Origin of the sequence: Massilia frigida, from assembly GCF_011682175.1 — a bacterium.
GTDB classification, from domain to species: Bacteria; Pseudomonadota; Gammaproteobacteria; order Burkholderiales; family Burkholderiaceae_D; genus Telluria_A; species Telluria_A frigida.
The window spans coordinates 14608-40403 of sequence record NZ_WHJG01000017.1; the positions used below are offsets into that span (position 1 = coordinate 14608).

The following is a 25796-nucleotide window of genomic DNA, read 5'->3' on the forward strand; positions in this document are numbered from 1 at the left end:
CATCTTTACGGGCTTGTTGCCTTGGCGGATTATAAATCTTCCCTTCCGACGTGAATTCCTTTCATAGGGATTTTCGACAAAGGTTTGCCCGGACGCGCAAATGTGTAGCGGGATGGCCACAAACTTTACATTACGTAAATCATTTTTTATAACAAACTGTGGATGTTTGGTGTCGCGCAAGGTAGCGCGGCTGCCATTGTGCAGCGTTTGGGAGGAGGGAGCGGGAAAACGGCAGAATTGGGATGCGACGGACACGGCAGGGCCGGGCCGGTGCCGCGGTCGCTCCTGCCAATGACAGAAACGACCGGGCTTGACAGGTCAGCGCGCGCGTTGCGTGACGCTGGCGGCCGCCGGCCAGGAGGCCACCAGCGCCTCGAAGCGCGCAAAGCGCTCGTCGAGCTGGCGCATCAGGCGCTGCTTTTCCTGCTCCGGCAGGAAGGCGTAGCGCACGCCGTTGTACGAGACCTTCTTGATTTCCGCGTACGACGGCTGGTAGCGGCTGGCGAACAGCGTGTATTCCTGCGACAGGTTGTGGCGCGTGACGCCGGCGTCGTCGGTCGAAATCACATACGGCACGCCGAATTTGCGGTACAAGGTCACCGGATGGTTCGCGCCTTTGATGCCGGAAATGAAGGCATTGCTGGTCAGGTTGATCTCGACCGGAATATCCTTGTCGCGCATGGTTTTCATGATCGCCGGCGCGTTCGATTCGTGCGCCAGGTCGATGCCGTGGCCGATGCGATCGGCGCCGGCCACGTTCAGGGCTTGCTCGATGTGGAACTTGAGGCCTTCCGGCGGCACGTCGCCCAGCGCCAGTTCGCCCGCGTGCAGCGCCAGTTTCACCTTCGGATAGCGGGTTTTCAGGAAGCGGAACATCTTCATGTGCAGTTCATAGTCGCGCATCGATGGCGCCAGGCTTTCCTGGCCGACGATATTGACGCCGACGATCAACTCGCTCTGGCTGGCGGCCTTGAAGCCGGCCAGCATCGACGAGAACACCATCGACGGATTTACCAGGCGCAGTACATACGCCTGGTAGCGCATGGTGAAGCGCTCGTCGTCGATGTTGGCGTGATTGGTCTTGATGCGCTCGACGTAATCGGCCAAGGTCTGGTTGAAAGTGGGGTCTTTTTCCAGCGTCTCCATCCAGCTGCGCATGGCGGCGGTGAGTGCGGCGTCGTCGCCGGCTTTCCACATGGCGTTGTCGGCGTCGACATTACCGGTCATGGGCGCCAGCTTGAACATGGTTTCGATGTAGCCGACGTTTTCGGCGATGGCGCGCTTTTTCAGCTCCAGCAAGCCATCGTTGTAATTGGCGTTCGAGACCGGGCCAAAGAAGCCGAAGGTCTGGAAGAACTGGCGGTCCGGCGGCGGCTGGATCGCGCCGTGGTTGTCGAAGTCCTTGCTGGACCAGCGCTGCAGCAGCTCGCGGTAGGTGAAGTCGTCGGCCAGCACGTCGGCTGACGACAGGCAGGTGCGCTCGGCGGCGGGCAGCGCGCGCTGGGCGTCGATCACGGCCTTGCTGGTTTCGATGCGGTAGGTCTGCTTGTTGACGCACAGGCCCTGCTTGTCGAGGAAATCGACATATTGTTCGGCGTAGAGGGCACCGGAGTAGTGGTGGTGCAGGTCGGCGCCCTTGGGCATCTGCGAGAAGAACAGGGTCAGTTCGGACAGCTTCGGCTCGGCGCCGGCGATCAGGCCCGCCAGATGGCGCGCGGTGGCCGCTTCGTTGGCCTTGGACTTGGCGGTCGGCGCGGTGGCGTGCGCGTTGGCGACATACGCGTTCGCGGCAAGCGCCAGGGCGATCAACAAACTGCTCGTTTTACGGATCATGAATTCTTCTCTCGATTAGTATCCGTCGCTCCCTCGCGGGAGTGACGGTTTGTAGTGTAGCGATACTTACAATGTCGTCGCTACCGCGCGCTCATGCACCTTGCGCCCCGCCGCATACGTCGCCCCAATACACCGGTCGTCGCCCAGCAGCGCCAGCGCGAACAGCAGCTCCTCGAGATTATTGCAGCGCTCCGTGCGGCGCGCCAGCAGCGGTGTCGCTTTTGGGTCGAGCACGATGAAATCGGCCTCCGCCCCGGCCACCAAACTGCCGATGGTCCCTTCGAGTTGCATGCTGCGCGCCGCGCCCAGCGTCGCCAGGTAAAACATGCGCGCGGCCGGCAGGTAGCTTCCTTTCAGTCGCGCTACTTTATAGGCTTCATTCATAGTTTGCAACATGGAGAAGGAAGTCCCCGCCCCCACATCGGTCGCCAGCGACAGCGATACCTGCGCCGCGTCGGCCTTTTCAAAATCGAACAAGCCGCTGCCGAGGAAGAAGTTGGAAGTCGGGCAGATCGCCGCCGCCGACCCGGTTTCGGCCATGCGCGCGAAATCGCGGTCGTCAAGCCAGATGCAGTGGCCGAACATGGCGCGCTCGCGCATCAGTCCATAGTGGTCGTACACGTCCAGATAGCTGCGCGCCTCCGGAAACAGCGACTTGACCCAGCTGCACTCGTCCGCGTTCTCCGACACGTGGGTCTGGATGAACGTGTCCGGATACGCCGCCGCCAGCTCGCCCGTCAGCCGCAACTGCGCCTCGGTGGAGGTGGGCGCAAAGCGCGGGGTGATCGCGTACATGGCGCGCCCCTTGTTGTGCCACTTCTTGATCAGGTCTTCGCTGTCGCGCGCCCCGCTTTCGGCCGTGTCGCGCAAAAACTCGGGGCAGTTGCGGTCCATCAGCACCTTCCCCGCCGCCATGCGCAGGTTGCGCGCCTCGCTGGCCTCGAAAAACGCATCCACCGATTCGCGGTGCACGGTGCAGTACACCATGGCCGTGGTGGTCCCGCAGCGCAGCAGCTCGTCGAGGAAGAAGTCGGCCACTTCGCGTGCGTGCGCCGGGTCGCCGAACTCGCGCTCGGTCGGAAAGGTGTAGGTTTCCAGCCACGGCAACAGGCCCGGCGCCGGGGAAGCGATCATGTCGGTCTGCGGGAAATGCAGGTGGGTGTCGATAAAGCCCGGCATGATCACCTTGCCACGGTAATCGATCACCAGCGCGCCCGCTGGCAGCGTCGGGAACAGCTGCGCATAATCGCCGGCAGCCTGGATTTTGCCGCCCGAGACGATCAGCAGCCCATCTTCGTGCCACAGGCAGGCATCCTTGCTGAAGGCCGGGTCGGCGTGAAAATGCAGCAAGCTGGCTCGGTAGGCTTGCACGGTGGTTGGTGGTACGGTAGACATCAGACTCTTTCGGTGATTGCGGCCGCCGGTTTTGCCATGATGCGCATGGACGCGTCAGGCGTCCTTTGCATGGCTTCCCACACGGTCAGTAATTGCGCGCAGACGGATGCGGCGATGACCGCCGGCGCTTTGTTGGTGATGCCGGCCAGCCCGATCGGGCAGACCATGGCGTCGATACGCGCCGCGTCCACCCCACGCGCGTGCAGGCGGTGTTCGAACTGGCGGCGTTTGGTTTTCGATCCGATCAGGCCGAACCAGCCCACGTCCGGCCGCGCCACGATCGCTTCGGTCAGGCGCTGGTCGAGCGCGTGGCTGTGCGTCATGACGAGGTAACTGGCACCGGCTGGCGCGGCGGCTACCAGCGCCTCCGGCACATCGGAGGCTTCCACGGTGACGTTGGCCGGCACCTGCGGCGGGAACATGTCGTCCCGTTCATCGACCCAGGTGACATTGCATGGCAGGTGCGCCAGTGCGCGCACGATGGCCGTGCCCACGTGGCCGGCGCCGAACAGCACCAGGTGCGCGCGCGGAGCGAACACCGGATCGACCAGCCAGCGCCGCCCGTCCGGTTCCTGCATGACGTAGGCGCCGCGGTCGCGCGCGAATACCGGTGGACGCGCGCCAAGCAGCCAGCGCCCGTCGCCATCGAACAGCGCGCTGTCCGCCGCGCCGTCGATGGAAACCACGCGCCAGCTGTCGTCCTGGCGGCGCTGCCCGAGCAGCGCGGCCTGCGCCGCATCGAGCAGTTCGTACGCCAGGTGCACCACGCCGCCGCAGCACTGGCCCAGGCTGGGGCCGAGCGCATAGCGTTCAAAGTGGCGCGGGCGGGCGTCTGCCAGCATGGCGCGCGCGGTCTCGATGGCGCGATGCTCCAGATGGCCGCCGCCAATGGTGTCCCACACGCGGGTGGCGTCGACCAGCATCTTGGCGCCGCATTCGCGCGGACCGGAGCCTTCGACGATGGCCACGGTCACCAGCACGGCTGGACCGGTGGCGCTGAGCCAGTCGTCCATCACGCCGCCTTGAGCGCCGCTTCGACAGCGGAAATGGATTTGAGGATTTCTTCGCTGGTGGCCGGAGCGTTCAGCGGAGGGTTGACCTTGTGCCCGCCGACACTGGAAATCGCATCGCGGATCGCAAAGAATACCGAGAATGGCAGCAGCAGCGGCGGCTCGCCCACGGCCTTGGAGCGGTGGATGCTGTCTTCGACGTTGCGGTTGTCGAACAGGCGCACGCGGAAGTCTTCCGGGCAGTCGGACACGCCGGGAATCTTGTAGGTCGACGGCGCGTGCGTCATGAGTTTACCGGCCGGGTTCCACCACAGTTCCTCGGTGGTGAGCCAGCCCATGCCCTGGATAAAGGCGCCTTCGACCTGGCCGATGTCGATCGCCGGGTTGAGCGACTTGCCGGCGTCGTACAACGCGTCGGCGCGCAGCAGCTTCCATTCGCCGGTGAGCGTATCGACCACCACTTCGGCCACGGCGGCGCCGTAGGCGTAGTACGAGAACGGGCGGCCGTTCATGGTCTTCGGATCCCAGTGCAGGCCCGGCGTGGCATAGAAACCATCGGACCACAGCTGCACCCGCGCCAGATAGGCTTTTTGCACCAGCACCGGGAATGCGACTTCGTGGCCGTTGACGAACACGGTGTCGCCGGCGAACACCACCTCGCCAGCCTCGCCGCCGTACAGCTTGACCGCGTAGGCGGCCAGGCGTTCACGGATCTGGCGCGCCGCGTCCTGCGCTGCCTTGCCGTTCAAATCGGCGCCGGTCGATGCGGCCGTGGCCGAGGTGTTCGATACCTTGCTGGTGTCGGGGGCGGTGGCGCGCACATGCGCGATGTCCACGCCCAGTTCGTGCGCGACAACCTGCATCACCTTGGTGTTGATGCCCTGCCCCATTTCGGTTCCGCCATGATTGACGATGATGGAACCATCGACATACACGTGCACCAGCGCGCCGGCCTGGTTCAGGTGCGTGACGTTAAACGCAATGCCGAATTTGACGGGCGTGAGCGCCAGACCTTTTTTGAGGACCGGGCTGGTGGCGTTGAAAGCGCTGATTGCCGCGCGCCGTGCGCGGTATTCGCTGGTCTCTTCCAGTTCGGCGGACAGTGCGTGAATCACGTTGTCCACCACGACCTGGCCGTACGGCGTGACGTTGCGCTCTTCGCGCCCGTAGAAATTCAATCGACGGATGTCGAGCGCATCGCGCCCGAGGTTACGGGCGATTTCATCGATGATGTATTCGATGGCAATCGCGCCCTGCGGACCGCCGAAGCCACGAAAGGCGGTATTGGACTGCGTGTTGGTCTTGCCGCAGGCGGCGCGGATATCGACGTCGGACAAATAATAGGTATTGTCGAAGTGGCAGACCGCGCGCGTGGCCACTGGCCCCGAGAGGTCGGCCGAATAGCCGGCGCGGGTGACCATGTCGACCTTGGCAGCGACAATGCGGCCTTCGTCGTCGTAGCCGACTTCGTATTCGTAGTGGAAGCAGTGGCGCTTGCCGGTGACGAGCATGTCGTCGTCGCGGTCGGCGCGCAGCTTGACCGGGCGCTTGAGTTTCGAGGCGGCGATGGCGGAAGCGGCCGCCCACAGCGCCGATTGCGATTCCTTGCCGCCGAAGCCGCCGCCCATGCGCCGGCATTCGACCACGATGTTATGCGAGTGCAGGCCGAGCGCGTGTGCCACCACATGCTGCATTTCGCTCGGGTGCTGGGTAGAGCAGAGCACCAGCATGCCCTTGTCTTCCTTCGGGATCGCGTACGAAATCTGGCCTTCCAGGTAAAACTGCTCCTGCCCGCCCACATACAATTCGCCCTTGACCGAGCGTGGCGCTTTCTCGAAGGCGGCCTGGTAGTCGCCGCGCGTGAGAAGCATCGGTGGCAGCACGTACGATTGCGCGGCCCTGGCGGCTTGCGGCGTCAGGATGGCGGGCAGTTCCTCGTAGGTGACCTTGGCCAGCCGCGCCGCGCGGCGCGCGTGGTCGTGCGTGTCGGCGACGACGATGAAGATCGGCTGGCCGACGTACATGACCAGGCCATCGGCCAGGATCGGATCGTCGTGGATGATCGGGCCGCAGTCGTTGGTGCCAGGGATGTCGGCCACCGTCAGCACGGCCACCACGCCCACGCTGGCGCGCACGGCGGCGAGATCGATGGCGCTGATATTGGCGTGCGCCTTGCTCGACAAGCCGAGCGCCGCGTGCAGGGTGCCCTGCACTTCCGGGATGTCATCGGTGTAGGTGGCCTGGCCGAGCACGTGCAGCGTGGCCGATTCGTGCGCGCGCGAGACGCCCACGCCGGTCCACGCCGCCGCTTTGAGCGCTGGGGTAGCTGCGTCGTTCATGGTGTTCTCCTTACGCGCGCACGGCAAAGGCGTTGACGGCATCGGCCGCCAGCGGGTTGTGTTGACGGGTCTCGAACCAGAAGCGGCGCAGCAGGTTTTGCGCAGCCTTCATGCGGTATTCGCTGGACGCGCGCATGTCCGACAGGGGAGCGTAATCCTGCGCCAGCATGGCCATGGCAGCGTCCACCGTGGCCTCGCTCCACGGCTGGCCGGCCAGCAGGGCTTCGGTCTGGGCGGCGCGCTTGGGGGTGGCGGCCATGCCGCCGAAGGCAATGCGGGCCTCGGCCACCACGTCGCCATCGATGCGCAGCGCGAAGGCGGCGCACACGGCGGAGATGTCCTGGTCGAAACGCTTGGCCAGTTTGTAGGTGCGGAACTGCACGCCGGCGCGCGGCAGCGGCACGCGCACGGCCTGGACGAATTCGCCCGCTTGCATGTCCTTTTTCTGGTAGCCGAGGTACAGGTCTTCCAGTGCCATCTCGCGTTCGCCGGCGGCGCCGCGCAGCACGACGCGTGCGCCCAGGGCGATCAGCCACGGCATCGAGTCGCCGATGGGCGAGCCGTTGGCGACGTTGCCGCCCAGGGTGCCGGCGTTGCGGATCGGGAGCGAGGCAAAGCGCTGCCACATGGCCGACAGTTCGGCCGGATAGTGCGCGGCGATCGCCTCGTAGGCCTCTTCCAGCGTCACGCCGGCGCCGATGTCGATCATGCCGTCCTGCTGCGTTACCTGCTTGAGCGCGTCGACGTGGCCGAGGTAGATGAGGTCGCCCAGCTCGCGCATCTGCTTGGTGACCCACAGGCCGATGTCGGTGGAACCGGCCAGCAGCACGGCGTCCGGCTTGTCGGCGCGGATGCGCACCAGTTCATCGAGCGTGCGCGGGGCGTAAAACGAGGCACCAGCGGCGCTGTAGGTGGCCATGGCGCCGCGTTGCAGGGGCGCCAATTGGGCCGCCAGCGCGGCGCGGTCGAAGTTCACGGCGGGCAGTTCGCCCATGCGCCTGGCGGCGTCGATAATCGGGCGGTAGCCGGTGCAGCGGCACAGATTGCCCGAGAGAGCGTCGTCGATCTGGCAGCGGGTCGGCTCGCGCGTCGCATCGCGCCCTTCCTGCTTGAGGTACATGCCCCACAGGGACATGACGAAACCGGGCGTGCAAAAGCCGCACTGGGAACCGTGGCATTCGACCATGGCTTGCTGCACCGGGTGCAAGGTGCCGTTGGGCTGCTCCAGGTCTTCGACCGAGAACAGGGCCTTGCCGTCGAGCGTGGGGGTGAGCTGGATGCAGGAATTGACAGCCTTCATCTCGACCTGGCCGTCCGCGCCCAGCGAGCCGATGACGACCGTGCAGGCGCCGCAGTCGCCTTCGGCGCAGCCTTCCTTGGTGCCGGTGCAGTGCAAGTCCTCGCGCAAATGCTGGAGAATGGTCTGCGTCGGCGCGGCCTGCGTCACTACACGCACGGCGCCCTGATAGTAAAAACGAATCGGTTCTGACATTGTTGCCTCGGCTTTGTCCCAGTATGCAAGGCTACCACCCAAGGCATCCGCAATTATATCTATTTGAAGATGTCGGTTATCAGCAAAAAGCACTATGCCGGGTGGGCGGCCTTCCAGTGATCGGCGATATCGATGCGCCGGGTGATCCATACCTTGTCGTGCCTTTGCACGTAATCGAGAAAGCGCGCCAGTGCCGCCGCCCGCCCCGGACGGCCCACGATGCGGCAGTGCAGGCCGATGGAGAGCATTTTCGGCTGGTTCAGGCCATCCGGATCGCCTTCCGCGTACAGCACGTCGAAGGCGTCTTTCAGATAATCGAAGAACTGGGTGCCGGAATTGAAGCCCTGCATGGCGGCAAAGCGCATGTCGTTGGTGTCGAGCGTGTAGGGCACGACCAGGTGCGGCGTCACGCCGCCCGCGCGTTCGACGTTTTGCCAGAACGGCAGGTCGTCGCCGTAGTGGTCGGCGTCGTAGGCGAAACCGCCATGCTCGACCACCAGCCGGCGCGTGTTGGGCGAGTCGCGCCCGGTGTACCAGCCCAGCGGGGCGGAACCGGTCAGTTCGCGCATGATCTGCACCGCTTCAGCCATGTGGGCGCGCTCGGTGGCTTCGTCCACGTTCTGGTAGGAGATCCATTTCAGGCCATGGCAGGCGATTTCGTGTCCCAGCTCCCGGAAGGCGGCCACGGCTTCCGGATTGCGCTTGAGCGCCATCGCCACCCCGAACACGGTCAGCGGCAGCTTGCGCTCCTCGAACATGCGCAGCAGGCGCCACAGGCCCGCACGCGAGCCGTATTCGTATAGCGACTCCATGCTCATGTGACGCATGGGAAACGCGGCCGCGCCGATGATCTCGGATAAAAACGTTTCGGAGGCGGCGTCGCCATGCAGCACATTGTTTTCGCCGCCCTCTTCATAGTTGAGCACGAACTGCAGCGCCACCCGCGCCTGGCCCGGCCATTCTGGACGGGGCGGGGTGCGCCCGTAGCCAATCAGGTCGCGTGGGTAGTTGTCATAAGTGGTCATGAATGGGCTCTGGATGGAAGGGAAGGCATGGAGGGTATAGTGCGCATCATATATTGGCGTTCGCACCTCAGTATATGATCAGCCAGATAACAAGCGTCAATATCGACATATAGGAAAGACTATGGGAAAACTTAGTACACACGTGCTGGACACAACGCAAGGCAAACCCGGGGCCGGAGTGGTAGTCGAACTGTACGCCGTCGCTGGCGGCGCGCGCACCCTGCTCAAGACCGTCACCACCAACCGCGATGGCCGCGTCGATACGGCCCTGCTCGAAGGCGACGCCATGCAGGCCGGACGCTACGAGCTGGTGTTTGCCGCCGGCGATTATTTCGCCGCCCAGGGCGTGAACCTGCCCGAACCGCGCTTCATCGACCAGGTGACGCTGGCCTTCGGCATTGCCGATCCGTCCCAGAACTATCACGTGCCGCTGGTGCTCACGCCGTGGTCGTATTCCACCTATCGCGGTAGCTGAAATACCAAGGAAACCGTGCGGCGGGCAAAAACTTGCTATTCTTGGGCAGAAAGCTTCAGGAGAGATAATGTCGCTGCACATCGTTCACTTTATCGGCCCCATCAACCATAGCGCGGTGTGCACCATCCGCAACCTCTGCCTGCAAGCGCTGCAGAGCGGCGCCAGCGAGATCGAATTGCACATGTCGACCGAAGGCGGCAATATGACCGCCGGCTTCGCGCTGTATTTCTTCCTCAAGTCGCTGCCCCTGCCGCTGACCACCCACAATATCGGCAGCGTCGAATCGGTGGGCGTGGTGATTTTCCTGGCCGGCGGCAAGCGCTACGCCTGTCCCGGTACGCGTTTCCTGGTCCATCCGCTGCACTGGGGTTTCGGCAGCCTGGTGGCGGCCGACCACTCGCGCGTGAGCGAATGGCGCGACTGCCTCGATTTCGACGCCGAGCGCTATGCCTGCATTTTCGAGGATGCGACCAAGGCCGCCGGTGCCCAGGACGATATCCGCACCAATCTGTTCGGCAATGCGCGCATCTACGACGCCGACCAGGCTGTGGCGGCCGGCATCATCCACAAGGCGACGCAGGCGCGCCTGCCGGGCGCCGGCACCACGTCGCACTGGTGGAACGGCTGACGGGCCGATACGGTGGCGGCAAAAGTTGCGGCACTACGTGACGCATATGTGACGCACACATCATGGTCAAACTTGCACGGAGGCGGGGCTTGACTTAAAATCAGCAGCTCTGCGGTTGCCGTTCCGGCGAGCGCACCATTCTGGGCTTGGCCCGCTTTTCATGCTCCCCTGTTTTTCCACCACCGCGGCACGCTGACCCTTGGATACCGTGTCGCCCTGGGTGCTCGTCGCCGCGCTTGTCTTCCTGATTCTGTGTTCGGCCTTTTTCGCCATGGCGGAAACGGCGCTCATGGCCGCCAACAAATTCCGCCTGCGCAGCCTGGCCAAGCGCGGCCACCGGGGCGCCATCACCACCCTGTGGCTGCTCGAGCGCACCGACAAGCTGCTGTCGCTGATCCTGATCGCCAATACCCTGGTCAACGCCATGGCGACGGTGCTGGCGACCGCGATTGCGATTTTGCTGTTCGGCTATGAAGAGAGCGTCATCGCGATCGCCATCGCACTGCTGGTATTCGTGCTGATCGTGTTCGCGGAAATTGCGCCCAAGTTCATCGGCGCCACCTATCCGGAAACCATTTCGCTGGTGGCCAGCACCCTGCTCAAGCCCATGATGGCCGTGTCCAAGCCGCTGATCTGGTTCGTCAACCTGTTCGTGCGCCTGTTTTTGACGATCCTGCGCGTCAAGCCGGCCGACAGCGCGGCCCAGCACCGCGTCTCGCCGGAAGAGTTGCGCGCCATCGTGCTCGAAAGCAGCAATTTCATTCCGCAGAAGCACAAAAGCATCTTGCTCAACCTGTTCGATCTGGAAACCGTCTCGATCGAAGACATCATGACCCCGCGCTCCCAGATCGAGGCGCTCAACCTGGCCGTGCCGGTGGCCGAGCTCAAGGCCCAGCTGACGACTTGCTACCACAACAAGCTGCCGGTGTACGAAGGCGAGATCAACCGCATCATCGGCATCCTGCACGTGCGCCACGCGGTGGCCCTGCTCAACGAGGACGACGAACTGAGCATTGCCCACTTCCGTGAACTTTTAACAACACCCTATTTCATTCCCCAGGATACGAGCGTCTTTACTCAGCTACAATATTTCCAGGAAAACAAGGAGCGCCTGGGCATCATTGTCGACGAGTACGGCGAAGTGCAAGGCCTGGTCACGCTCGACGATATCATCGAAGAAATGATTGGCGATTTCACCACCTCGGTGCCCGGCGCGGCGCGCGGCGACAGCTTCGGCTGGGATGCGCGCGGCGAATGCCTGCTGGAAGGCACGGCGCCCCTGCGCGAGATCAATAAACGGCTCGGCCTGGCCTTTCCGCTGGACGGTCCCAAGACCGTCAACGGCTTGATGCTGGAGCAATTGCAAGAGATTCCCGACGCCCCGATCAGCCTGAAAATCGGCAATGTTGTGATCGAAGTCATCCAGGTAAAAGACCAGGCAATCAAGGTGGTCAAGCTGACTCGCCCGCCGCTATCCTAATCAGACTGTCACCAACAATTTCAGTTCAGCCATACAAGTTCCAAGTTGCAATTGAACGTTCCATTTTAGCTACGTGGTATGGTTGCCTCCCCCATGCAGCAAACACTTTACAAATGTGATGCTCGGAGGCATGATCCAAGGCAGTTCGCCGCAACAGTCACCACTGGACGGCGCTTTGTCGTTCTCCGTACCAATTAAACCAAGCGCGCATATGGCTGCAGTCCTCCCCAATACGACCCCCGGAACGCCCATGCCGGGCCTGGCCCGCGCCCTGATGCAGGCTGGCCGCCTCAGTGCGCAGCAAGCCGATACACTGCACAAGAAATCGCTGATCGACAAGAGTCCGTTCATCGATACCTTGCTGCTGACCGGCACCTTCGACGCGCGTACCCTGGCCGCCTTTTGCGCGGAAACCTTCGGCTACCCGCTGATGGATTTGCAGAGCTTCAATGTCGACGCCCTGCCGCCGAACGCCATCGACGGCAAGCTGATGCAGACCCAGCGCGTGATCGCCCTGGCCAAGCGCGGCAACAAGATGTCGGTCGCCATTTCGGACCCGACCAATATCCAGGCGCTCGACCAGATCAAGTTCCAGAGCGAAGCGTCGGTCGAGCCGGTCATCGTGCTGCATGACGCCCTGCTGACCCTGCTGGCCAGCCTGGGCCGCAATGCCGAACAGAATTTGAACGACATGGTCGGCGACCAGGAAGATATCCAGTTCGGCGAAGACGATGCGCCCGCGGTCGTCGACCAGGCCGCCGCCGCCGATATCGAAGACGCGCCGATCGTCAAGTTCCTCAACAAGATCCTGATGGACGCGATCAACCTGGGCGCGTCGGATATTCACTTCGAGCCGTTCGAAAAATTTTACCGCATCCGCCTGCGCGTGGACGGCGTCCTGCGCGAGCATGCCCAGCCGCCGATCACGATCCGCGACAAGCTGGTCTCGCGCATCAAGGTGCTTTCCAAGCTCGACATTTCCGAAAAGCGCGTGCCGCAGGATGGCCGCATGCGCCTGATCCTCTCGCCCACCAAGGCGATCGACTTCCGGGTCAGCACCTGCCCCACCCTGTTCGGCGAAAAGACCGTCATGCGGATCCTGGACGCGACCCAGGCCCAGATGGGCATCGACGCGCTCGGCTACGATCCGGACCAGAAGGAATTGCTGCTCGAAGCGATCCAGCGTCCGTACGGCATGGTGCTGGTGACCGGCCCGACCGGTTCCGGCAAGACGGTGTCGCTGTACACCTGCCTGAACGTGATCAACAAGCCTGGCATTAATATTTCGACAGCGGAAGACCCGGCCGAGATCAACTTGCCGGGCGTGAACCAGGTCAACATCAACGACCGCTCCGGCCTGACCTTCCCGGTCGCGCTCAAGTCCTTCCTGCGCCAGGATCCGGACATCATCATGGTCGGCGAGATCCGCGACCTGGAAACGGCCGACATCGCGATCAAGGCCGCCCAGACCGGCCACATGGTGTTCTCGACCCTGCACACCAACGATGCGCCATCGACCCTGACCCGCTTGATGAACATGGGCGTAGCGCCCTTCAACATCGCCTCGTCGGTGATCATGATCACCGCGCAGCGCCTGGCGCGGCGCCTGTGCACCTGCAAGAAACCGGTCGAGACCAGCCGTGAAATCATGCTTGCCGCCGGCTTCAAGGAAGAAGAACTGGAAGGCGGCTGGAAGCCTTACGGTCCGGTCGGCTGCGACCGTTGCCTCGGCGGCGGCTACAAGGGCCGGGTCGGTATCTACCAGATCATGCCGATTACCCCGGCGATCGAAAAAATCATTCTGGCGAACGGCAATTCGATGGAAATTGCCGCGCAATCGGAGCTGGAGGGCGTGAAATCCTTGCGCCGTTCCGGCCTGATGAAAGTAAAGCAAGGCTTGACCAGCCTTGAAGAAGTTCTTGGCTGCACCAACGAATAGGAAAATACAGTATGGCACTCGCTCAATCTAAAACCAACGCCGTCAAGGAGTCGGTCTACGCCTGGGAAGGCAAGGACAAGTCCGGCAAGACCGTGCGCGGCGAACTGCGCGCCGGCGGCGAAGCCGTGGTCAATGTGACCTTGCGGCGCCAGGGTGTCATGGTCACCAAGGTCAAGAAAAAGACTTATCGCAGCGGCAAGAAGATCACGGACAAGGATATTTCCCTGTTCACGCGCCAGCTGGCCACGATGATGAAGGCCGGCGTGCCGCTGTTGCAATCGTTCGATATCGTCAGCAAGGGCCACGCGAATCCTTCGATGGCCAAGCTGATCCTGGACTTGCGCTCGGACATCGAAACCGGTACCAGCCTGAACAATGCTTTCCGCAAGTATCCGCTCTACTTCGACCCGCTGTTCTGCAACCTGGTCGGGGCCGGCGAACAGGCCGGTATCCTGGAAGACTTGCTGACGCGCCTGGCGATCTACAAGGAAAAAACCCTGGCCATCAAGGCCAAGATCAAGTCGGCGCTGATGTATCCGGTGTCGATCCTGGGCATCGCCTTCATCGTCACCGCCGTGATCATGATCTGGGTGGTCCCGGCGTTCAAATCGGTGTTTACCAGCTTCGGCGCCAATTTGCCGACCCCGACCGTGATCGTGATGGACATTTCCGACTTCTTCGTCTCGTACTGGTGGGCCATTTTCGGCACCCTGTTCGCCGGCCTGTACTTCTTTTTCCAGGCCTGGCAGCGTTCGGCCAAGATGCAGCGCTTCATGGATCTGGCGCTGCTCAAGGCACCGATCTTCGGCAGCGTGATCCGCAAGGCGGCGATCGCGCGCTGGACCCGTACCCTGGCCACCATGTTCGCGGCCGGCGTGCCGCTGGTCGAAGCGCTCGACTCGGTCGGCGGCGCGGCCGGCAATGCCCTGTACCTGGAAGCGACCAAGCGCATCCAGAACGAGGTGAGCACCGGTACCAGCCTGACCGCGGCGATGCAGAACGCCAATGTATTCCCGCCGATCGTCACCCAGATGGTCGCCATCGGCGAAGAATCGGGCGCACTCGATGCAATGCTGGGCAAGGTCGCCGGCTTCTTCGAAGATGAAGTCGACGAGGCCGTCGCGACCCTGGCATCGCTGATGGAACCGCTGATCATGGTGATTTTGGGCGTGCTCATCGGCGGCCTGGTGGTCGCCATGTACCTGCCGATCTTCAAACTGGGCGCGGTGGTGTAAGACAAGCCCGGCCAGTCCCGTCAGGGGCTGATCCGCGCCCGTCGCCGTAGCGGCTTGCTTTCGCAGCAAGCGGCTACGGCGATTTTTTTTGGGCCGCGCCGCTGCGCCGCAACAGCCAGCGGCGCAGCGGCGCATCGGCGCGCCGGTCGATCAGCCAGCATAGCGGCAGCAGCACGGCAACGAAGGCCAGCCCGGCCCAGGGCACCGGCACGGGCGCCATCGGCAGCTTGACCAGCACCCCGTTGACCAGCCTGCCCAGCGGTACATGCAAGACGTACAGCGGATACGATAGGGCGCCCAGCAGCGCGCAGGCGCGCGCCGCCGCGCCCGACAGCCGGCAAGCCATCGCCAGGTAAATGAGCACGGGAAAAGCCACGGTGACGGCCACGAAATCGAACCAGGGACGCAGCGCCGCCGACGGCCGTGCCAGCAGCACGGCCAGCAACAGCGTGGCGCACAGCCCGGCGCGCACGGCGCCGCCATCCATGCGCGCCCGGGCGCGGCTGTTGAATTGGCCAAGCAACAAGACGCCGGCAAAAAAACCATAGCCCACCCGGCACAGGCCGACCAGCATGCTGTCCGGCGAAAAGCCCCCGTGCAGGCCGGCGCCCGGATCGGCGTGCAAGACCAGCGCGAGGCCGCACGCGCATGCCAGCATGATCGCGGCCAGCACCCCACCGCTCAAATGGCGCATCAGGGCCGCGTAGGCCAGGTTGGCCGCCAGCTCGAAGAACAGCGACCACGAGGGCGAATTGAGCGGGAACAGGTTCGGTTCGCACACCAGCGGCAGCATCAGCGCAGCCGCCAGCAGCACCAGCGGCAAGGGAGTCTGGATCGATGCCGGCAGCAGCCCCAGCACGGCGGCAATGACGGGAAGCAAACCGAGGATGCTGCCCAAGACATACAGGGGATACAGGCGGATCAGCCTGACCAGGGCAAAGCGGCCCGTGGACATGCCGCCGCGCAAGCGCGATGCATAGGCATTGGCCACCACCACCCCGCTCAGGACGAAAAACAGATCGACCGCCAGATAGCTTTGTGGAATGGTCCAGTTGCCCCAGAAATATCCCGTATGACGCAGCATCACCACCAGCGCAGCCATGCCGCGGATGGCATCGAGCACGTGGAAGTAGTGTTCCTGGGTTTTCATGGCGGCCTCGGCGCGGCAACGATCGGTCGTCCAGTGTGGCCCTCCCCGGTCCGGCGGAGGTCCAAATGCGACAAGATCGGCCTTGCGCCGGGCCAAGGCCCATCGGCCTCCCCCCAAAGCGCGCGAAACCCCCTAAAATACCTTGTTGTACAGAACTGCTTGATCAATTCTTAACGTGGAGCATCATGCTACCGGAAACACTCTTGTTCGCCGCCCCCGGCTCCCTGGGCCCGGCCCTCGCCGCCGGCCTGTTCGGCCTGCTGATCGGCAGCTTTTTGAATGTCGTCATCTACCGCCTTCCCAAGATCCTCGATCGCGAATACAACGATTACCTGGCCGGCGAGTACGGCTGCGGCTGCGGCACCCGCAAGGTGCACACCGATAAATTCAGCCTGTGGGCGCCGCGCTCGGCCTGCCCGCACTGCGGCCACAAGATTGGCGCGCTGGAAAATATTCCCGTGATCAGCTACCTGGTCCTGGGCGGCAAATGCAAAGGCTGCAAGGCCAAGATTTCGCCGCGTTATCCGATCATCGAACTGGTGACCGGATTGATGTCAGCCCTGCTGGTATGGCACTTCGGCAGCGGCTATACCGGCCTTGCCACCCTGGTGTTCGGCTACCTGCTGCTGTCGATGACCTTCATCGATGCCGATACCCAGCTGCTGCCCGACGAACTGACCTATCCGCTGCTGTGGATCGGCCTGCTGATGAATATCAACGGCAGCTTCGTGCCGCTGCCAGACGCGGTCATCGGCGCGGTGGTCGGCTACCTGTCGCTGTGGTCGGTCGCGACCCTGTACGAAAAGGTGCGCGGACAAGTCGGCATGGGCCATGGCGACTTCAAGCTGCTGGCCGGACTGGGCGCCTGGATGGGCTGGAGCGTGCTGCCGAGCGTGATCCTGATTTCGTCGGCGGTCGGGTCGGTGGTCGGCCTGTGCCTGATCGTGTTCGGCGGACGCGCGCACAATGTCAAGATTCCTTTCGGTCCTTACCTGGCCGCGGCCGGCTTCATCGTGATGCTCTACGGCAAACCGATCGGCGCCATGACCGGCATCTTGCTCCAGTACTGGATCCGCTAAGTGGACAGTGCGCGCGCCCCTGACGCCGGCAAGTTCAGCGTCGGCCTGACCGGCGGCATCGGCTGCGGCAAGACGGCCGTCTCGGACCGCTTTGCCGCGCTGGGCGCGAGCATCATCGATACCGACCTGATCGCGCATGCGCTGACCATGCCCGGCGGCGCCGCGATGGATGCCCTGCTGCACGAGTTCGGCCCGGCCTTTGTCAGCACCGACGGCGCGCTCGACCGCGTGCGCATGCGCGAACTGGTGTTTTCCGACGCGGCCGCCAAGGCGCGCCTGGAAGCCATCCTGCACCCGCGCATCCGCGCCGCCACCGCGGCCGCCGCCGCCGTGGCCAGCGGTGCCTATCTGATCTACGTGGTACCGCTGCTGATCGAGTCCGGCGGCTGGCGCGAGCGGGTGGCGCGCGTGCTGGTCATCGATTGCCCTGAAGAAGTACAAATTGCGCGCGTGATGCGCCGCAACGCCATGAGCGAAGCCCAGGTGCGCGCCATCATGGCCAACCAGGTCAGCCGCGCCGGGCGGCTGGCGGCGGCCGACGATGTGCTCGTCAACGATGGCAGCCTGGAAGCCCTGGACCGTCAAATTGCTCTATTGCATGCACAATATCTGGCATTTTCGGAGAGAATGGCACTATTCCCGGTGCAGCGTTTGTAATTTTGCGTCGCTTGGTTCAGAATCACGGGATTCTTCTCCTGCCATGTAAAGGGATGTCATTTTGATCGTCTACGAATACCCTTTCAACGAGCGCATACGCACGTTGTTGCGGCTGGAAGACCTGTACGAGAAGTTCAAGTTCTTTGTGCACCAGGAACATGCAATGCAGCATCATGTCGCCCTGGCCACCATCTTCGACATGCTCGAAGTGGCCGGCCGCGCCGATCTCAAGAGCGACCTGCTGCAGGAACTCGAACGCCAGAAGCAAAGCTTGCTGAGCTACCGGTCCAATCCGAATGTCGCCGCCGACATGCTCGACGCCGTCCTCGCCGAGGTCGAAACGGTCAGCGGCGCGCTGGTCGCGGCGCAGGGCAAGACCGGCCAGAACGTACGCGACAATGAATGGCTGATGAGCATCCGCGGCCGCACCATCATTCCCGGCGGCGCCTGCGAATTCGACTTGCCGTCCTATTACGCCTGGCAAAAGCGGCCGGCCGAGCAGCGCTTCAACGATATCGTCAACTGGTTCGCCCCGCTGGCGCCGCTGTTCGACGCCCTGGCCCTGGTGCTGCGCCTGCTGCGCGACTCGGGTGGCCCGGTCAAGATGATCGCCATCGCCGGCAGCTATCAGCAAATGTTGCAAGGCAAGGTCTACCAGATGCTGCGCCTGACCATGGATGAAGCGATGGGGGCGATTCCCGAAATTTCCGCCAACAAGTACATGTTGTGGGTGCGCTTTACCACGCAGGGCGGCGATTTGAAGCCCAAGCCGCTGGAAGAAGATGTCCCGTTCGAGCTCACGCTCTGTAATTTTTAGATCCTGCCGCCATGACCGTCGTTACGTGCCCCACCTGCGCCAAAAAAGTCGAATGGACCGAGGCGAACAAATTCCGCCCATTCTGTTCCGAACGCTGCAAACAGATCGACCTGGGCGCCTGGGCCGAAGAAAAATACACCATTCCCGGCGCCGCCCCTTCCGACCCCCTGCTGGACGACGACAACCTGCCCCAGTAGCGCCGCGCTCGTCCTGCGACGTGGCGGCGCAAAAGCGCTTACAATGACTGACCGCCCATCACGCAAAGGATGCAACCACATGTCAATGTCACGGGCAGTGCGATGAGACTCGACCGTTTCATCAATGAGCGCATGGAAGAAATCCTGACGGAGTGGGAAGCGTTCGCCCAGACCCTGCTGCCGGCCGCCAGCCAGATGACCGATCTGGCCCTGCGCGACCACGCGCGCCAGATCCTGCAGGCGATCGCGCTCGATATCGAAACCTATCAGGACCCGGAACAGCAGATCGCCAAGTCGCAGGGCCTCGCGCCCGACACGGTCGACGGCGAAAGCGCCGCTTCCATCCACGGCGCGCTGCGCCAGGCCAGCAATTTCTCCCTGCTCCAGCTCAGTGCGGAATACCGCGCCCTGCGCGCCACCGTGTTGCGCCTGTGGCTGCCGCAAGTCAATCGCATGACATCCGATGTTGCCGACGAAATGGTGCGCTTTAACGAAGCCATCGACCAGGCCCTGGCCGAGTCGGTGGTGACTTACTCGGGGCGCGCCGACCACATGCGCGAACTGTTTTTGGCCATTCTCGGGCACGACCTGCGCGCGCCGCTGTCGAGCATGTCGATGGCGGGCGACCTGCTGATCCGCATGCAGGTCGACGCCACCCAGGCTGGCGACATCGGCGCCCGGGTCAAGCGCGGTACGCGCCTGATGAGCAGCATGGTGGACGACCTGATCGGCTACACCCGCACCCAGCTTGGCGGCGGCATGCCGACCCAGCTGCGCGAGGTTGACGTGGGCGACGTGTGCCGGGCGGCGCTGGCCGACGCCCACGCCACCCATCCGGCCACGCGTTTCGAGATCGAGGCCGATGAAGGGCTCGGCGGGCAATACGATGCCGTACGCCTGCACCAGCTGCTGACCAACCTGATGGTCAACGCCGCCCAATACGGCACGCGCGGCGCCGCCGTGCGCATCGAAGCGCGCGCCCATCCGGATGCGGTGACGGTGGCCGTGACGAACGACGGCCCGGTGATTCCATCCGACTCGCTCGAAAGCATTTTCAGTCCGCTGATCCAGCTTCCGGGCGAAGGCGAAGCCGAGGAACGCCCGCGTACCAGCCTGGGGCTGGGTTTGTTCGTCGCACGCGAAATCGCCGTGGCGCATGGCGGCACCCTGACGGTGACCTCCAGCGCCGAATGCGGCACGTCATTTACAGCGCACCTGCCGCGCGCGCCGGCGCCGAAGAACGCCGAAGGCTGATGACAGGTGGCGCGTCCGCGCCCCCACCGTCGCCCCCGCGCCAAGGCGGCGACGGTAAAGATGCGCCGGAGCGACGGTTGGGCCGACGGCGCTCGCTTCAGCGCCCGTAGCGCGTCATCAGCAAGCCGTCGGTATCGATGTCCGGCGCCCGGCCCGACACCAGATCGGCCAGTACCCGCGCCGACCCGCACGACATGGTCCACCCCAGCGTCCCGTGCCCGGTATTGAGATACAGATTGCGAAACGGTGTCGGCCCGATCACCGGCGTACCGTCCGGCGTCATCGGACGCAGGCCGCACCAGAAGGTCGCCTTGTCCACATCGCCCCCGCCCGGGAACAACTCGGTCACCGCGTGCACCAGGGTGGCACGCCGCGAGGCATGCAGGCGCAGGTCGTAGCCGGCGATTTCGGCCGTGCCACCGACCCGGATGCGCTCGCCCAAACGCGTGATACCGACCTTGTACGTCTCTTCCATGATGGTCGACTCGGGCGCGCTGGCGGCATCGATGATCGGCAGCGTGATCGAATAGCCCTTGACCGGATAGACCGGAATCCTGATTCCCAGGGGCTCGAGCATCAGCGGCGAATAGCTCCCCATCGCCATCACGAAGGCATCGGCCCTGAGCTCCCCTTGCGAGGTCTCGACGGCGGTGATCGCATCGCCGTCGGCCACGAGGCGCCGGATCTCGACGTTATTGCGGAAAACGACGCCCTCCCCGACCGCCATCTGCGCCAGCGCCTGGGTGAACTTGAAGCAGTCGCCCGTTTCGTCGCCGGGCAGGTGCAGGCCGCCGACGATCTTGCCGCGCACCCGCGCCAGCGCCGGTTCGTCCACTTCGCAGCCGGCCGGATCGAGCAGCGCGTACGGCACGCCATAGCGCTTGAGCACCGCGATGTCCTCCTGCGCTTCGTCGAGCTGGCGCGGATTGCGGAACACCTGCAAGGTGCCCTTGCTGCGGTGGTCGTAGGCGATGCCGGTCTCCTTGCGCAGCGCGATCAGCGAATCGCGGCTGTACTCGGCCAGGCGCACCATGCGGCTCTTGTTGACGGCGTAGCTGGCCGGATTGCAGTTGCCCAGCATCTGGAACAGCCAGCGCCACATGCGCGGATCGAGCGAGGGACGGATCACCAGCGGGCTGTGACGCATGGCCAGCCAGCGCAGCGCCTTCATCGGCACGCCCGGAGCGGCCCATGGCGCCGCCATGCCCGACGAGACTTCGCCCGCGTTGGCGAAACTCGTTTCCAGGGCGGCGCCGCCCTGGCGCTCGATGACGGTCACTTCATGCCCGGCCTTGGCCAGGAAATAGGCCGACGTGGTACCGACCACGCCACTGCCCAAGACAATAATTTTCACGAACTTCCTTGCGGTGCGTTATTGCGAAAGGGCAGAAAAAAGAACGTCGCTACGGATAGCGCAGCTGGTCGAGCCATTCGAGCAGCGGAATGGTGGCCGGCAGCAGCGGCGACACGCCGACCACGCCCTGCCACGCAAAGGCCTGGCCTTCCAGGCTTTGCGGCTCGCCGCGCCATTCGCGGCTGATAAAGAAGTGCAGGCGCACGTGCGCGTGTTCGTACACGTGCTCCACTGCGCACCATTCGCTCGCGCTCAGGATATGAACGCCAAGCTCCTCGACGAATTCGCGTTTGAGCGCGTCGAGGATGGCTTCGCCGGTTTCTACTTTCCCACCCGGGAATTCCCAATAGCCGTCGTACGGTTTGCCGGCGGGACGCTGGCCAAGCAGCACGTCGCCATTGGGTTTCATCAAAATGCCGACCGCGACATCGATCGGCTTTTTCTTTATATGTTCACTCATTCAGGCAGCTTCCCCGCGTAATCCCTGGCGAACTGCCATGCCACCCGGCCCGAACGCGAACCGCGCTGCAGGGCCCATTGCAGGGCCTCCGCGCGGCTTTGTTCGATCTGCTGCGCGCTGCACCCGTAACTGGCCAGCCAGTGCGCCGCGATGCCAAGGTAGTCGTCCTGCTTGAACGGATAGAACGACAGCCACAGGCCGAAGCGCTCGGACAGCGAAATCTTCTCTTCCACCGTTTCGCCCGGATGCAGGTCGCCGTCGCCGTCATGCTTGTAGCTGGCGTTGTCGCTCATGCGCTCGGGCAGCAGGTGGCGCCGGTTCGAGGTGGCGTAGATCAGCACATTGTCCGACTGGGCCGCGATGGAGCCGTCGAGCGCCACCTTGAGCGCCTTGTAACCGCCCTCGCCTTCTTCGAACGAGAGGTCGTCGCAAAAAATGATGAAGCGCTCCGCACGCCCCGCCACCAGATCGACGATGTCGGGCAGTTCGGCCAGGTCGGCCTTGTCGACTTCGATCAGGCGCAGGCCGTCGGCGGCGAACTGGTTCAGGCAAGCCTTGATCAGGGACGACTTGCCGGTGCCGCGCGCGCCGGTCAGCAGCACATTGTTGGCCGGGCGGCCCTGCACGAACTGGCGCGTGTTGCGCTCGATCTGCAGCTTTTGCGGCGCCACATTGTGCAGGTCCGACAGCGCGATGCTTGATGCGTGCAGCACCGGCTGCAGGTAGCTCACGCCACTGCCGGCGCGCTTGCGCCAGCGGAAAGCGGTCGAGAGGCGCCAGTCCGGCTCGCGCGGATAGGCGGGCGGCAGCACCGCCTCGACCCGCTGCAGCAGCGCTTCGGCGCGCAGCAGGAACTGTTCGAGTGGGGTCGTCAAGGCGCGGCTCAGGAACGGTAGTCGGCGTTGATGGTCACGTAGTCGTGCGACAGGTCGCAGGTCCAGACGGTGGCGCTGTGGGCGCCGCGCCCCAGACGCACGCGCACCGTGATTTCGCTTTTTTGCATCACGCGCTGGCCGTCGGCTTCCTGGTAGGCCGGATTGCGCCCGCCGCTTTTCGCCACCAGCACGTCGTCGAGGTACAGATCGAGCTTGGTCACGTCGAGGTCGTCCACGCCGGCGTAGCCGATCGCGCACAGGATGCGGCCCAGGTTCGGGTCGGACGCGAAGAACGCGGTTTTCACCAGCGGCGAGTGGGCGATCGAGTAAGCGATCTTGCGGCATTCCTCCATCGAGCCGCCCTCTTCCACCGTGACGGTGATGAACTTGGTGGCGCCTTCGCCGTCGCGGATGATCATCTGCGCCAGCGAACGGGCGATCTCGGTCACGGCGGTTTTCAGTTCGGCGTATTCGGTCGAATCGGTGTTGGCGATGGCCAGGCTGCCGGTGCCGGTGGCGATCAGCATGAACGAATCGTTGGTCGAGGTGTCGCCGTCGATGGTGATGCAGTTGAACGAATGGTCGGCCGCGTGCTTGACCAGTTCATTGAGCACGTCCTGCGAAACCTTGGCGTCGATCGCCAGGTAGCCCAGCATGGTCGCCATGTTCGGGCGGATCATGCCGGCGCCCTTGCTGATGCCGGTCATGGTGACGCTGTGGCCGCAGATGTCGACCGTGCGCGACGCCGCCTTCGGCTGGGTGTCGGTGGTCATGATCGCCTCGGCGGCGTTGAACCAGTTGTCGGCCTTCAGGTTGCCGATGGCCCCCGGCAGCGCGCCGACCACTTTCTCGAGCGGCAGCGGTTCGAGGATCACGCCGGTCGAAAACGGCAGGATCTGGTGCGGCTCGCAATCGAGCAGGCGCGCCAGCGCGGCGCAGGTGGCGTGGGCGCTGGCCAGCCCGGTCTCGCCGGTGCCGGCGTTGGCGTTGCCGGTATTGACCACCAGCGCGCGGATCGGCGCGCCGCCCGCGGCCACGGCCGCCAGGTTGGCTTTGCTGACCTGCACCGGCGCGGCGCAGAAGCGGTTGGTAGTGAACACGCCGGCCACGGTGGCCGTGTCGGCGAGCTTCATCACCAGGATATCTTTGCGGTTGGGCTTCTTGATGCCGGCTTCGGCAAAACCGATCTCGATCCCGTTGACGGGCTTCAGGTCGGCGGCGACGGGCAGAGGGGAATTAACGGCCATGGCGGATTCTCTAGCAGTGAAGTGGGAAGCCGCTATTGTAACGCTTGAAACGATATGAGGGATGCAACTGCCGCAGCGCGGCAGGGAACACGTTTCCGCGCGCTCTTTCACGACGGCGGCCTGGTGGCCGGCGGCCACGCGATGTGTAACAATATCAGTCCAGCATCGCCGTCGGCGTGGTCCGGCACGCCGCGAGAGCTGCCCGACCATCATCGATCCGAAGGACTGCCTTGATTTTCCCGACCTTGTTTCCACGCGCGCGCCGGCCGGCCCGCTTCGCCCTCCTGCTGGCTTGTCTTGCCGCCCCCGCGTTCAGCCACGCCGGCGCGCAGCCGATCGCCAGGACGGCGGCATCCGCCCAAGGCAGCGCCGATGGCGCCGACATGCGCGCGCGCGAAGCGCTGGCCAGCGAAACGAACCGTTACCTGCAGGCGTGCGATTACAAGGCCCTGGAAGCGCTGTATCAGCGAATCCGGGGCGCCGGCCAGCGCACCCCGAGCGGCATCTGGAAACAGGCGCTGTTCTACAACCAGCTGCGCGGATTCGGCCAGTGGAGCACCGATGCGGCGTATTGGGACACGGTGCAGACGCGGGTCAGGGCGTGGCGCAAGCAATATCCGACGTCGGTGCCGGCGCGCCTGTTCGAGGCCTATATGCTGTTCAAGCGCGCCGAAGCGAACCGCGGTTCGGGCTACTACGACACGCTCACGGAACAGCAGCGGCGCGATCTCGGCGAGGGTTCGGCGGCGGCCATGCGGGTGCTGGAAGCGGCGCAGGCGCTGGCCGCCAAGGCCGACGACGCGGAATGGCATCGCGCCATGCTCAATGTGTTCCCATACACGAACCAGTTCACGCAAGCGCTTTACCAGGAAAAGATTGGCGCGGCGATGGTGCGCTATCCGCATTACCACGAAGCGTATTTCACGGCGGCGGGATTCTCGATGGCGCACTGGAACGGCGCGCCGGACGCGGTCGAGCAGCTCGCGCTTAGCCTGAACAAGGCCGGCGGCAAGGAACAGGGCGCAATGTATGCGCGCCTGTACTGGTACATGGACCAATCGGCCTACAAGGGAAAAATCTTCGAGCGCAGCCAGGCCGACTGGCCGACCATGCGCGCCAGCTTCGAGACCCTGGTCGCGCAGTATCCGGACCCGTGGAACCTGAACGCGTACGCTTATTTCGCCTGCCTGGCCAACGATGCCGGCGCCATGGCGCCCGTGCTGGCGCGCCTCGGCCAGCAGGTCGACCTGCGCGCCTGGGGCGAGCATGGCGCGGCGACCCATGCCCGCTGCGCCGCCATCACGGTGGCCGATCCGCACTTCGACAGCAAGCAGGCTGCCGCGCGCAAGGTGCGCCTGCGGCGGCTGCTCGGCGAGACGATGCAATACGCCGCGGCCCAGCGTGCCCGCAAGGAGTACAAGGAAGAACTGGAAACACTGCACAAGGCCGAGGAGCTGGACCGCGCCATGGGCTGGGTCAGCATGCCGGTGCAGTACAAGCTCGCGCTCGCCTTCTTCACGCTGAAACGCTATGAGGAAGCCGTCAGCGCCCTCAGCGCCGGCCTGGGGGCGCAAGCCGCGTTTCCGGACGCGTACTGGATGCGCGGCCGGGCGCTCGAAGCGCTGGGCCGCAAGGACCAGGCGCGCGACGATTTCGACAAGGGCGCGCGCTACCTGCGCCAGGCCCTGCCGGGAGCGTGGGCCGGCCTGAACGCGACCCAGCGCGCCAACGTCGCGGAGATGCAACGCAAGTTCCTGGAATACGGCTTCGAGACCCCGAGCTTTCCCGCAAACTGAGGCACAGCGATGCGGTTTGTGGCTTAACGACAACCTTAAAAATGCTTAATGACAAGTAA

Annotated in this window: 22 protein-coding genes; 11 read left to right on the forward strand and 11 right to left on the reverse strand. The window is 64.1% G+C overall.

Annotated features, from left to right (window positions below):
* Window positions 1-318: 318 nt before the first annotated feature.
* From F2P44_RS17295 to puuE, 6 genes are all read right to left on the reverse strand, one after another.
* On the reverse strand, window positions 319-1833 hold the full coding sequence (locus F2P44_RS17295; protein WP_167088299.1) for an amidohydrolase family protein: 1515 nt from the start codon (window positions 1831-1833) through the stop codon (window positions 319-321).
* 66 nt (window positions 1834-1899) lie between these two features.
* Window positions 1900-3228, reverse strand: coding sequence for a guanine deaminase (gene guaD / locus F2P44_RS17300; RefSeq protein ID WP_167088300.1), 1329 nt, complete (start codon window positions 3226-3228; stop codon window positions 1900-1902).
* A complete protein-coding gene (xdhC, locus tag F2P44_RS17305) occupies window positions 3228-4241 on the reverse strand; it encodes a xanthine dehydrogenase accessory protein XdhC (protein WP_167088301.1) in 1014 nt (337 codons plus the stop codon). The genes guaD and xdhC overlap by 1 nt, the downstream gene beginning before the upstream one ends.
* Window positions 4241-6577 (reverse strand): xanthine dehydrogenase molybdopterin binding subunit, encoded by a 2337-nt coding sequence (gene xdhB, locus F2P44_RS17310; RefSeq protein WP_167088302.1) that lies wholly within the window; start codon window positions 6575-6577, stop codon window positions 4241-4243. Before xdhB ends, xdhC begins: the two co-directional genes overlap by 1 nt.
* Before the next feature lie 10 nt (window positions 6578-6587).
* A complete protein-coding gene (gene xdhA / locus F2P44_RS17315) occupies window positions 6588-8069 on the reverse strand; it encodes a xanthine dehydrogenase small subunit (protein ID WP_167088303.1) in 1482 nt (493 codons plus the stop codon).
* A 92-nt stretch (window positions 8070-8161) separates the two neighbouring features.
* The gene (puuE, locus tag F2P44_RS17320) at window positions 8162-9094 is read right to left on the reverse strand and encodes an allantoinase PuuE (RefSeq protein WP_167088304.1); all 933 of its coding nucleotides are present in this window, start codon (window positions 9092-9094) and stop codon (window positions 8162-8164) included.
* 121 nt (window positions 9095-9215) lie between these two features.
* On the opposite strand from puuE, the gene uraH reads away from it, so the two are divergent.
* The 5 genes from uraH to F2P44_RS17345 all read left to right on the forward strand — a co-directional run bounded on the left by uraH (window position 9216) and on the right by F2P44_RS17345 (window position 14851).
* Entirely contained in the window at window positions 9216-9569 is a 354-nt protein-coding gene (gene uraH / locus F2P44_RS17325) for a hydroxyisourate hydrolase (protein WP_167088305.1), read from the forward strand.
* Between the two features lie 67 nt (window positions 9570-9636).
* Window positions 9637-10197 (forward strand): ATP-dependent Clp protease proteolytic subunit, encoded by a 561-nt coding sequence (locus F2P44_RS17330; protein ID WP_167088306.1) that lies wholly within the window; start codon window positions 9637-9639, stop codon window positions 10195-10197.
* Between the two features lie 199 nt (window positions 10198-10396).
* Entirely contained in the window at window positions 10397-11677 is a 1281-nt protein-coding gene (locus F2P44_RS17335) for an HlyC/CorC family transporter (RefSeq protein ID WP_167088307.1), read from the forward strand.
* 250 nt (window positions 11678-11927) lie between these two features.
* Window positions 11928-13616: a type IV-A pilus assembly ATPase PilB gene (gene pilB, locus F2P44_RS17340; RefSeq protein ID WP_229423599.1), complete on the forward strand. Its 1689-nt coding sequence runs from the start codon at window positions 11928-11930 to the stop codon at window positions 13614-13616.
* A gap of 11 nt (window positions 13617-13627) precedes the next feature.
* A complete protein-coding gene (locus F2P44_RS17345) occupies window positions 13628-14851 on the forward strand; it encodes a type II secretion system F family protein (RefSeq protein WP_167088309.1) in 1224 nt (407 codons plus the stop codon).
* A 73-nt stretch (window positions 14852-14924) separates the two neighbouring features.
* Here the strand turns inward: F2P44_RS17345 and F2P44_RS17350 are convergent, their stop codons facing one another.
* Window positions 14925-16001, reverse strand: a complete 1077-nt coding sequence (locus F2P44_RS17350; RefSeq protein ID WP_167088310.1) for an acyltransferase family protein — start codon at window positions 15999-16001, stop codon at window positions 14925-14927.
* 185 nt (window positions 16002-16186) lie between these two features.
* Here F2P44_RS17350 and F2P44_RS17355 point away from each other — a divergent pair, with 185 nt between their 5' ends.
* The 5 genes from F2P44_RS17355 (at window position 16187) to F2P44_RS17375 (ending at window position 20005) form a co-directional block, all read left to right on the forward strand.
* A complete protein-coding gene (locus F2P44_RS17355) occupies window positions 16187-17080 on the forward strand; it encodes a prepilin peptidase (RefSeq protein WP_167088311.1) in 894 nt (297 codons plus the stop codon).
* On the forward strand, window positions 17081-17737 hold the full coding sequence (gene coaE / locus F2P44_RS17360; protein WP_167088312.1) for a dephospho-CoA kinase: 657 nt from the start codon (window positions 17081-17083) through the stop codon (window positions 17735-17737).
* A gap of 61 nt (window positions 17738-17798) precedes the next feature.
* The gene (gene zapD / locus F2P44_RS17365) at window positions 17799-18554 is read left to right on the forward strand and encodes a cell division protein ZapD (protein ID WP_167088313.1); all 756 of its coding nucleotides are present in this window, start codon (window positions 17799-17801) and stop codon (window positions 18552-18554) included.
* Between the two features lie 11 nt (window positions 18555-18565).
* On the forward strand, window positions 18566-18751 hold the full coding sequence (yacG, locus tag F2P44_RS17370) for a DNA gyrase inhibitor YacG (RefSeq protein ID WP_167088314.1): 186 nt from the start codon (window positions 18566-18568) through the stop codon (window positions 18749-18751).
* A 102-nt stretch (window positions 18752-18853) separates the two neighbouring features.
* Window positions 18854-20005 (forward strand): sensor histidine kinase, encoded by a 1152-nt coding sequence (locus tag F2P44_RS17375; RefSeq protein WP_167088315.1) that lies wholly within the window; start codon window positions 18854-18856, stop codon window positions 20003-20005.
* 97 nt (window positions 20006-20102) lie between these two features.
* On the opposite strand, the gene F2P44_RS17380 is transcribed toward F2P44_RS17375, so the two are convergent.
* The 4 genes from F2P44_RS17380 to argJ are packed head-to-tail and all read right to left on the reverse strand — an operon-like array spanning window position 20103 to window position 23941.
* Window positions 20103-21359, reverse strand: a complete 1257-nt coding sequence (locus F2P44_RS17380) for a D-amino acid dehydrogenase (RefSeq protein WP_167088316.1) — start codon at window positions 21357-21359, stop codon at window positions 20103-20105.
* 49 nt (window positions 21360-21408) lie between these two features.
* Window positions 21409-21819, reverse strand: coding sequence for an NUDIX domain-containing protein (locus F2P44_RS17385; RefSeq protein WP_167088317.1), 411 nt, complete (start codon window positions 21817-21819; stop codon window positions 21409-21411).
* Complete coding sequence (locus F2P44_RS17390) at window positions 21816-22694, reverse strand: ATP-binding protein (protein WP_167088318.1); 879 nt, start codon at window positions 22692-22694, stop codon at window positions 21816-21818. The genes F2P44_RS17385 and F2P44_RS17390 overlap by 4 nt, the downstream gene beginning before the upstream one ends.
* Before the next feature lie 8 nt (window positions 22695-22702).
* A complete protein-coding gene (gene argJ / locus F2P44_RS17395) occupies window positions 22703-23941 on the reverse strand; it encodes a bifunctional glutamate N-acetyltransferase/amino-acid acetyltransferase ArgJ (RefSeq protein WP_167088319.1) in 1239 nt (412 codons plus the stop codon).
* 230 nt (window positions 23942-24171) lie between these two features.
* Between argJ and F2P44_RS17400 the strand changes: the two genes are divergently transcribed.
* On the forward strand, window positions 24172-25737 hold the full coding sequence (locus F2P44_RS17400; RefSeq protein WP_167088320.1) for a tetratricopeptide repeat protein: 1566 nt from the start codon (window positions 24172-24174) through the stop codon (window positions 25735-25737).
* The last annotated feature ends 59 nt before the right edge of the window (window positions 25738-25796 follow it).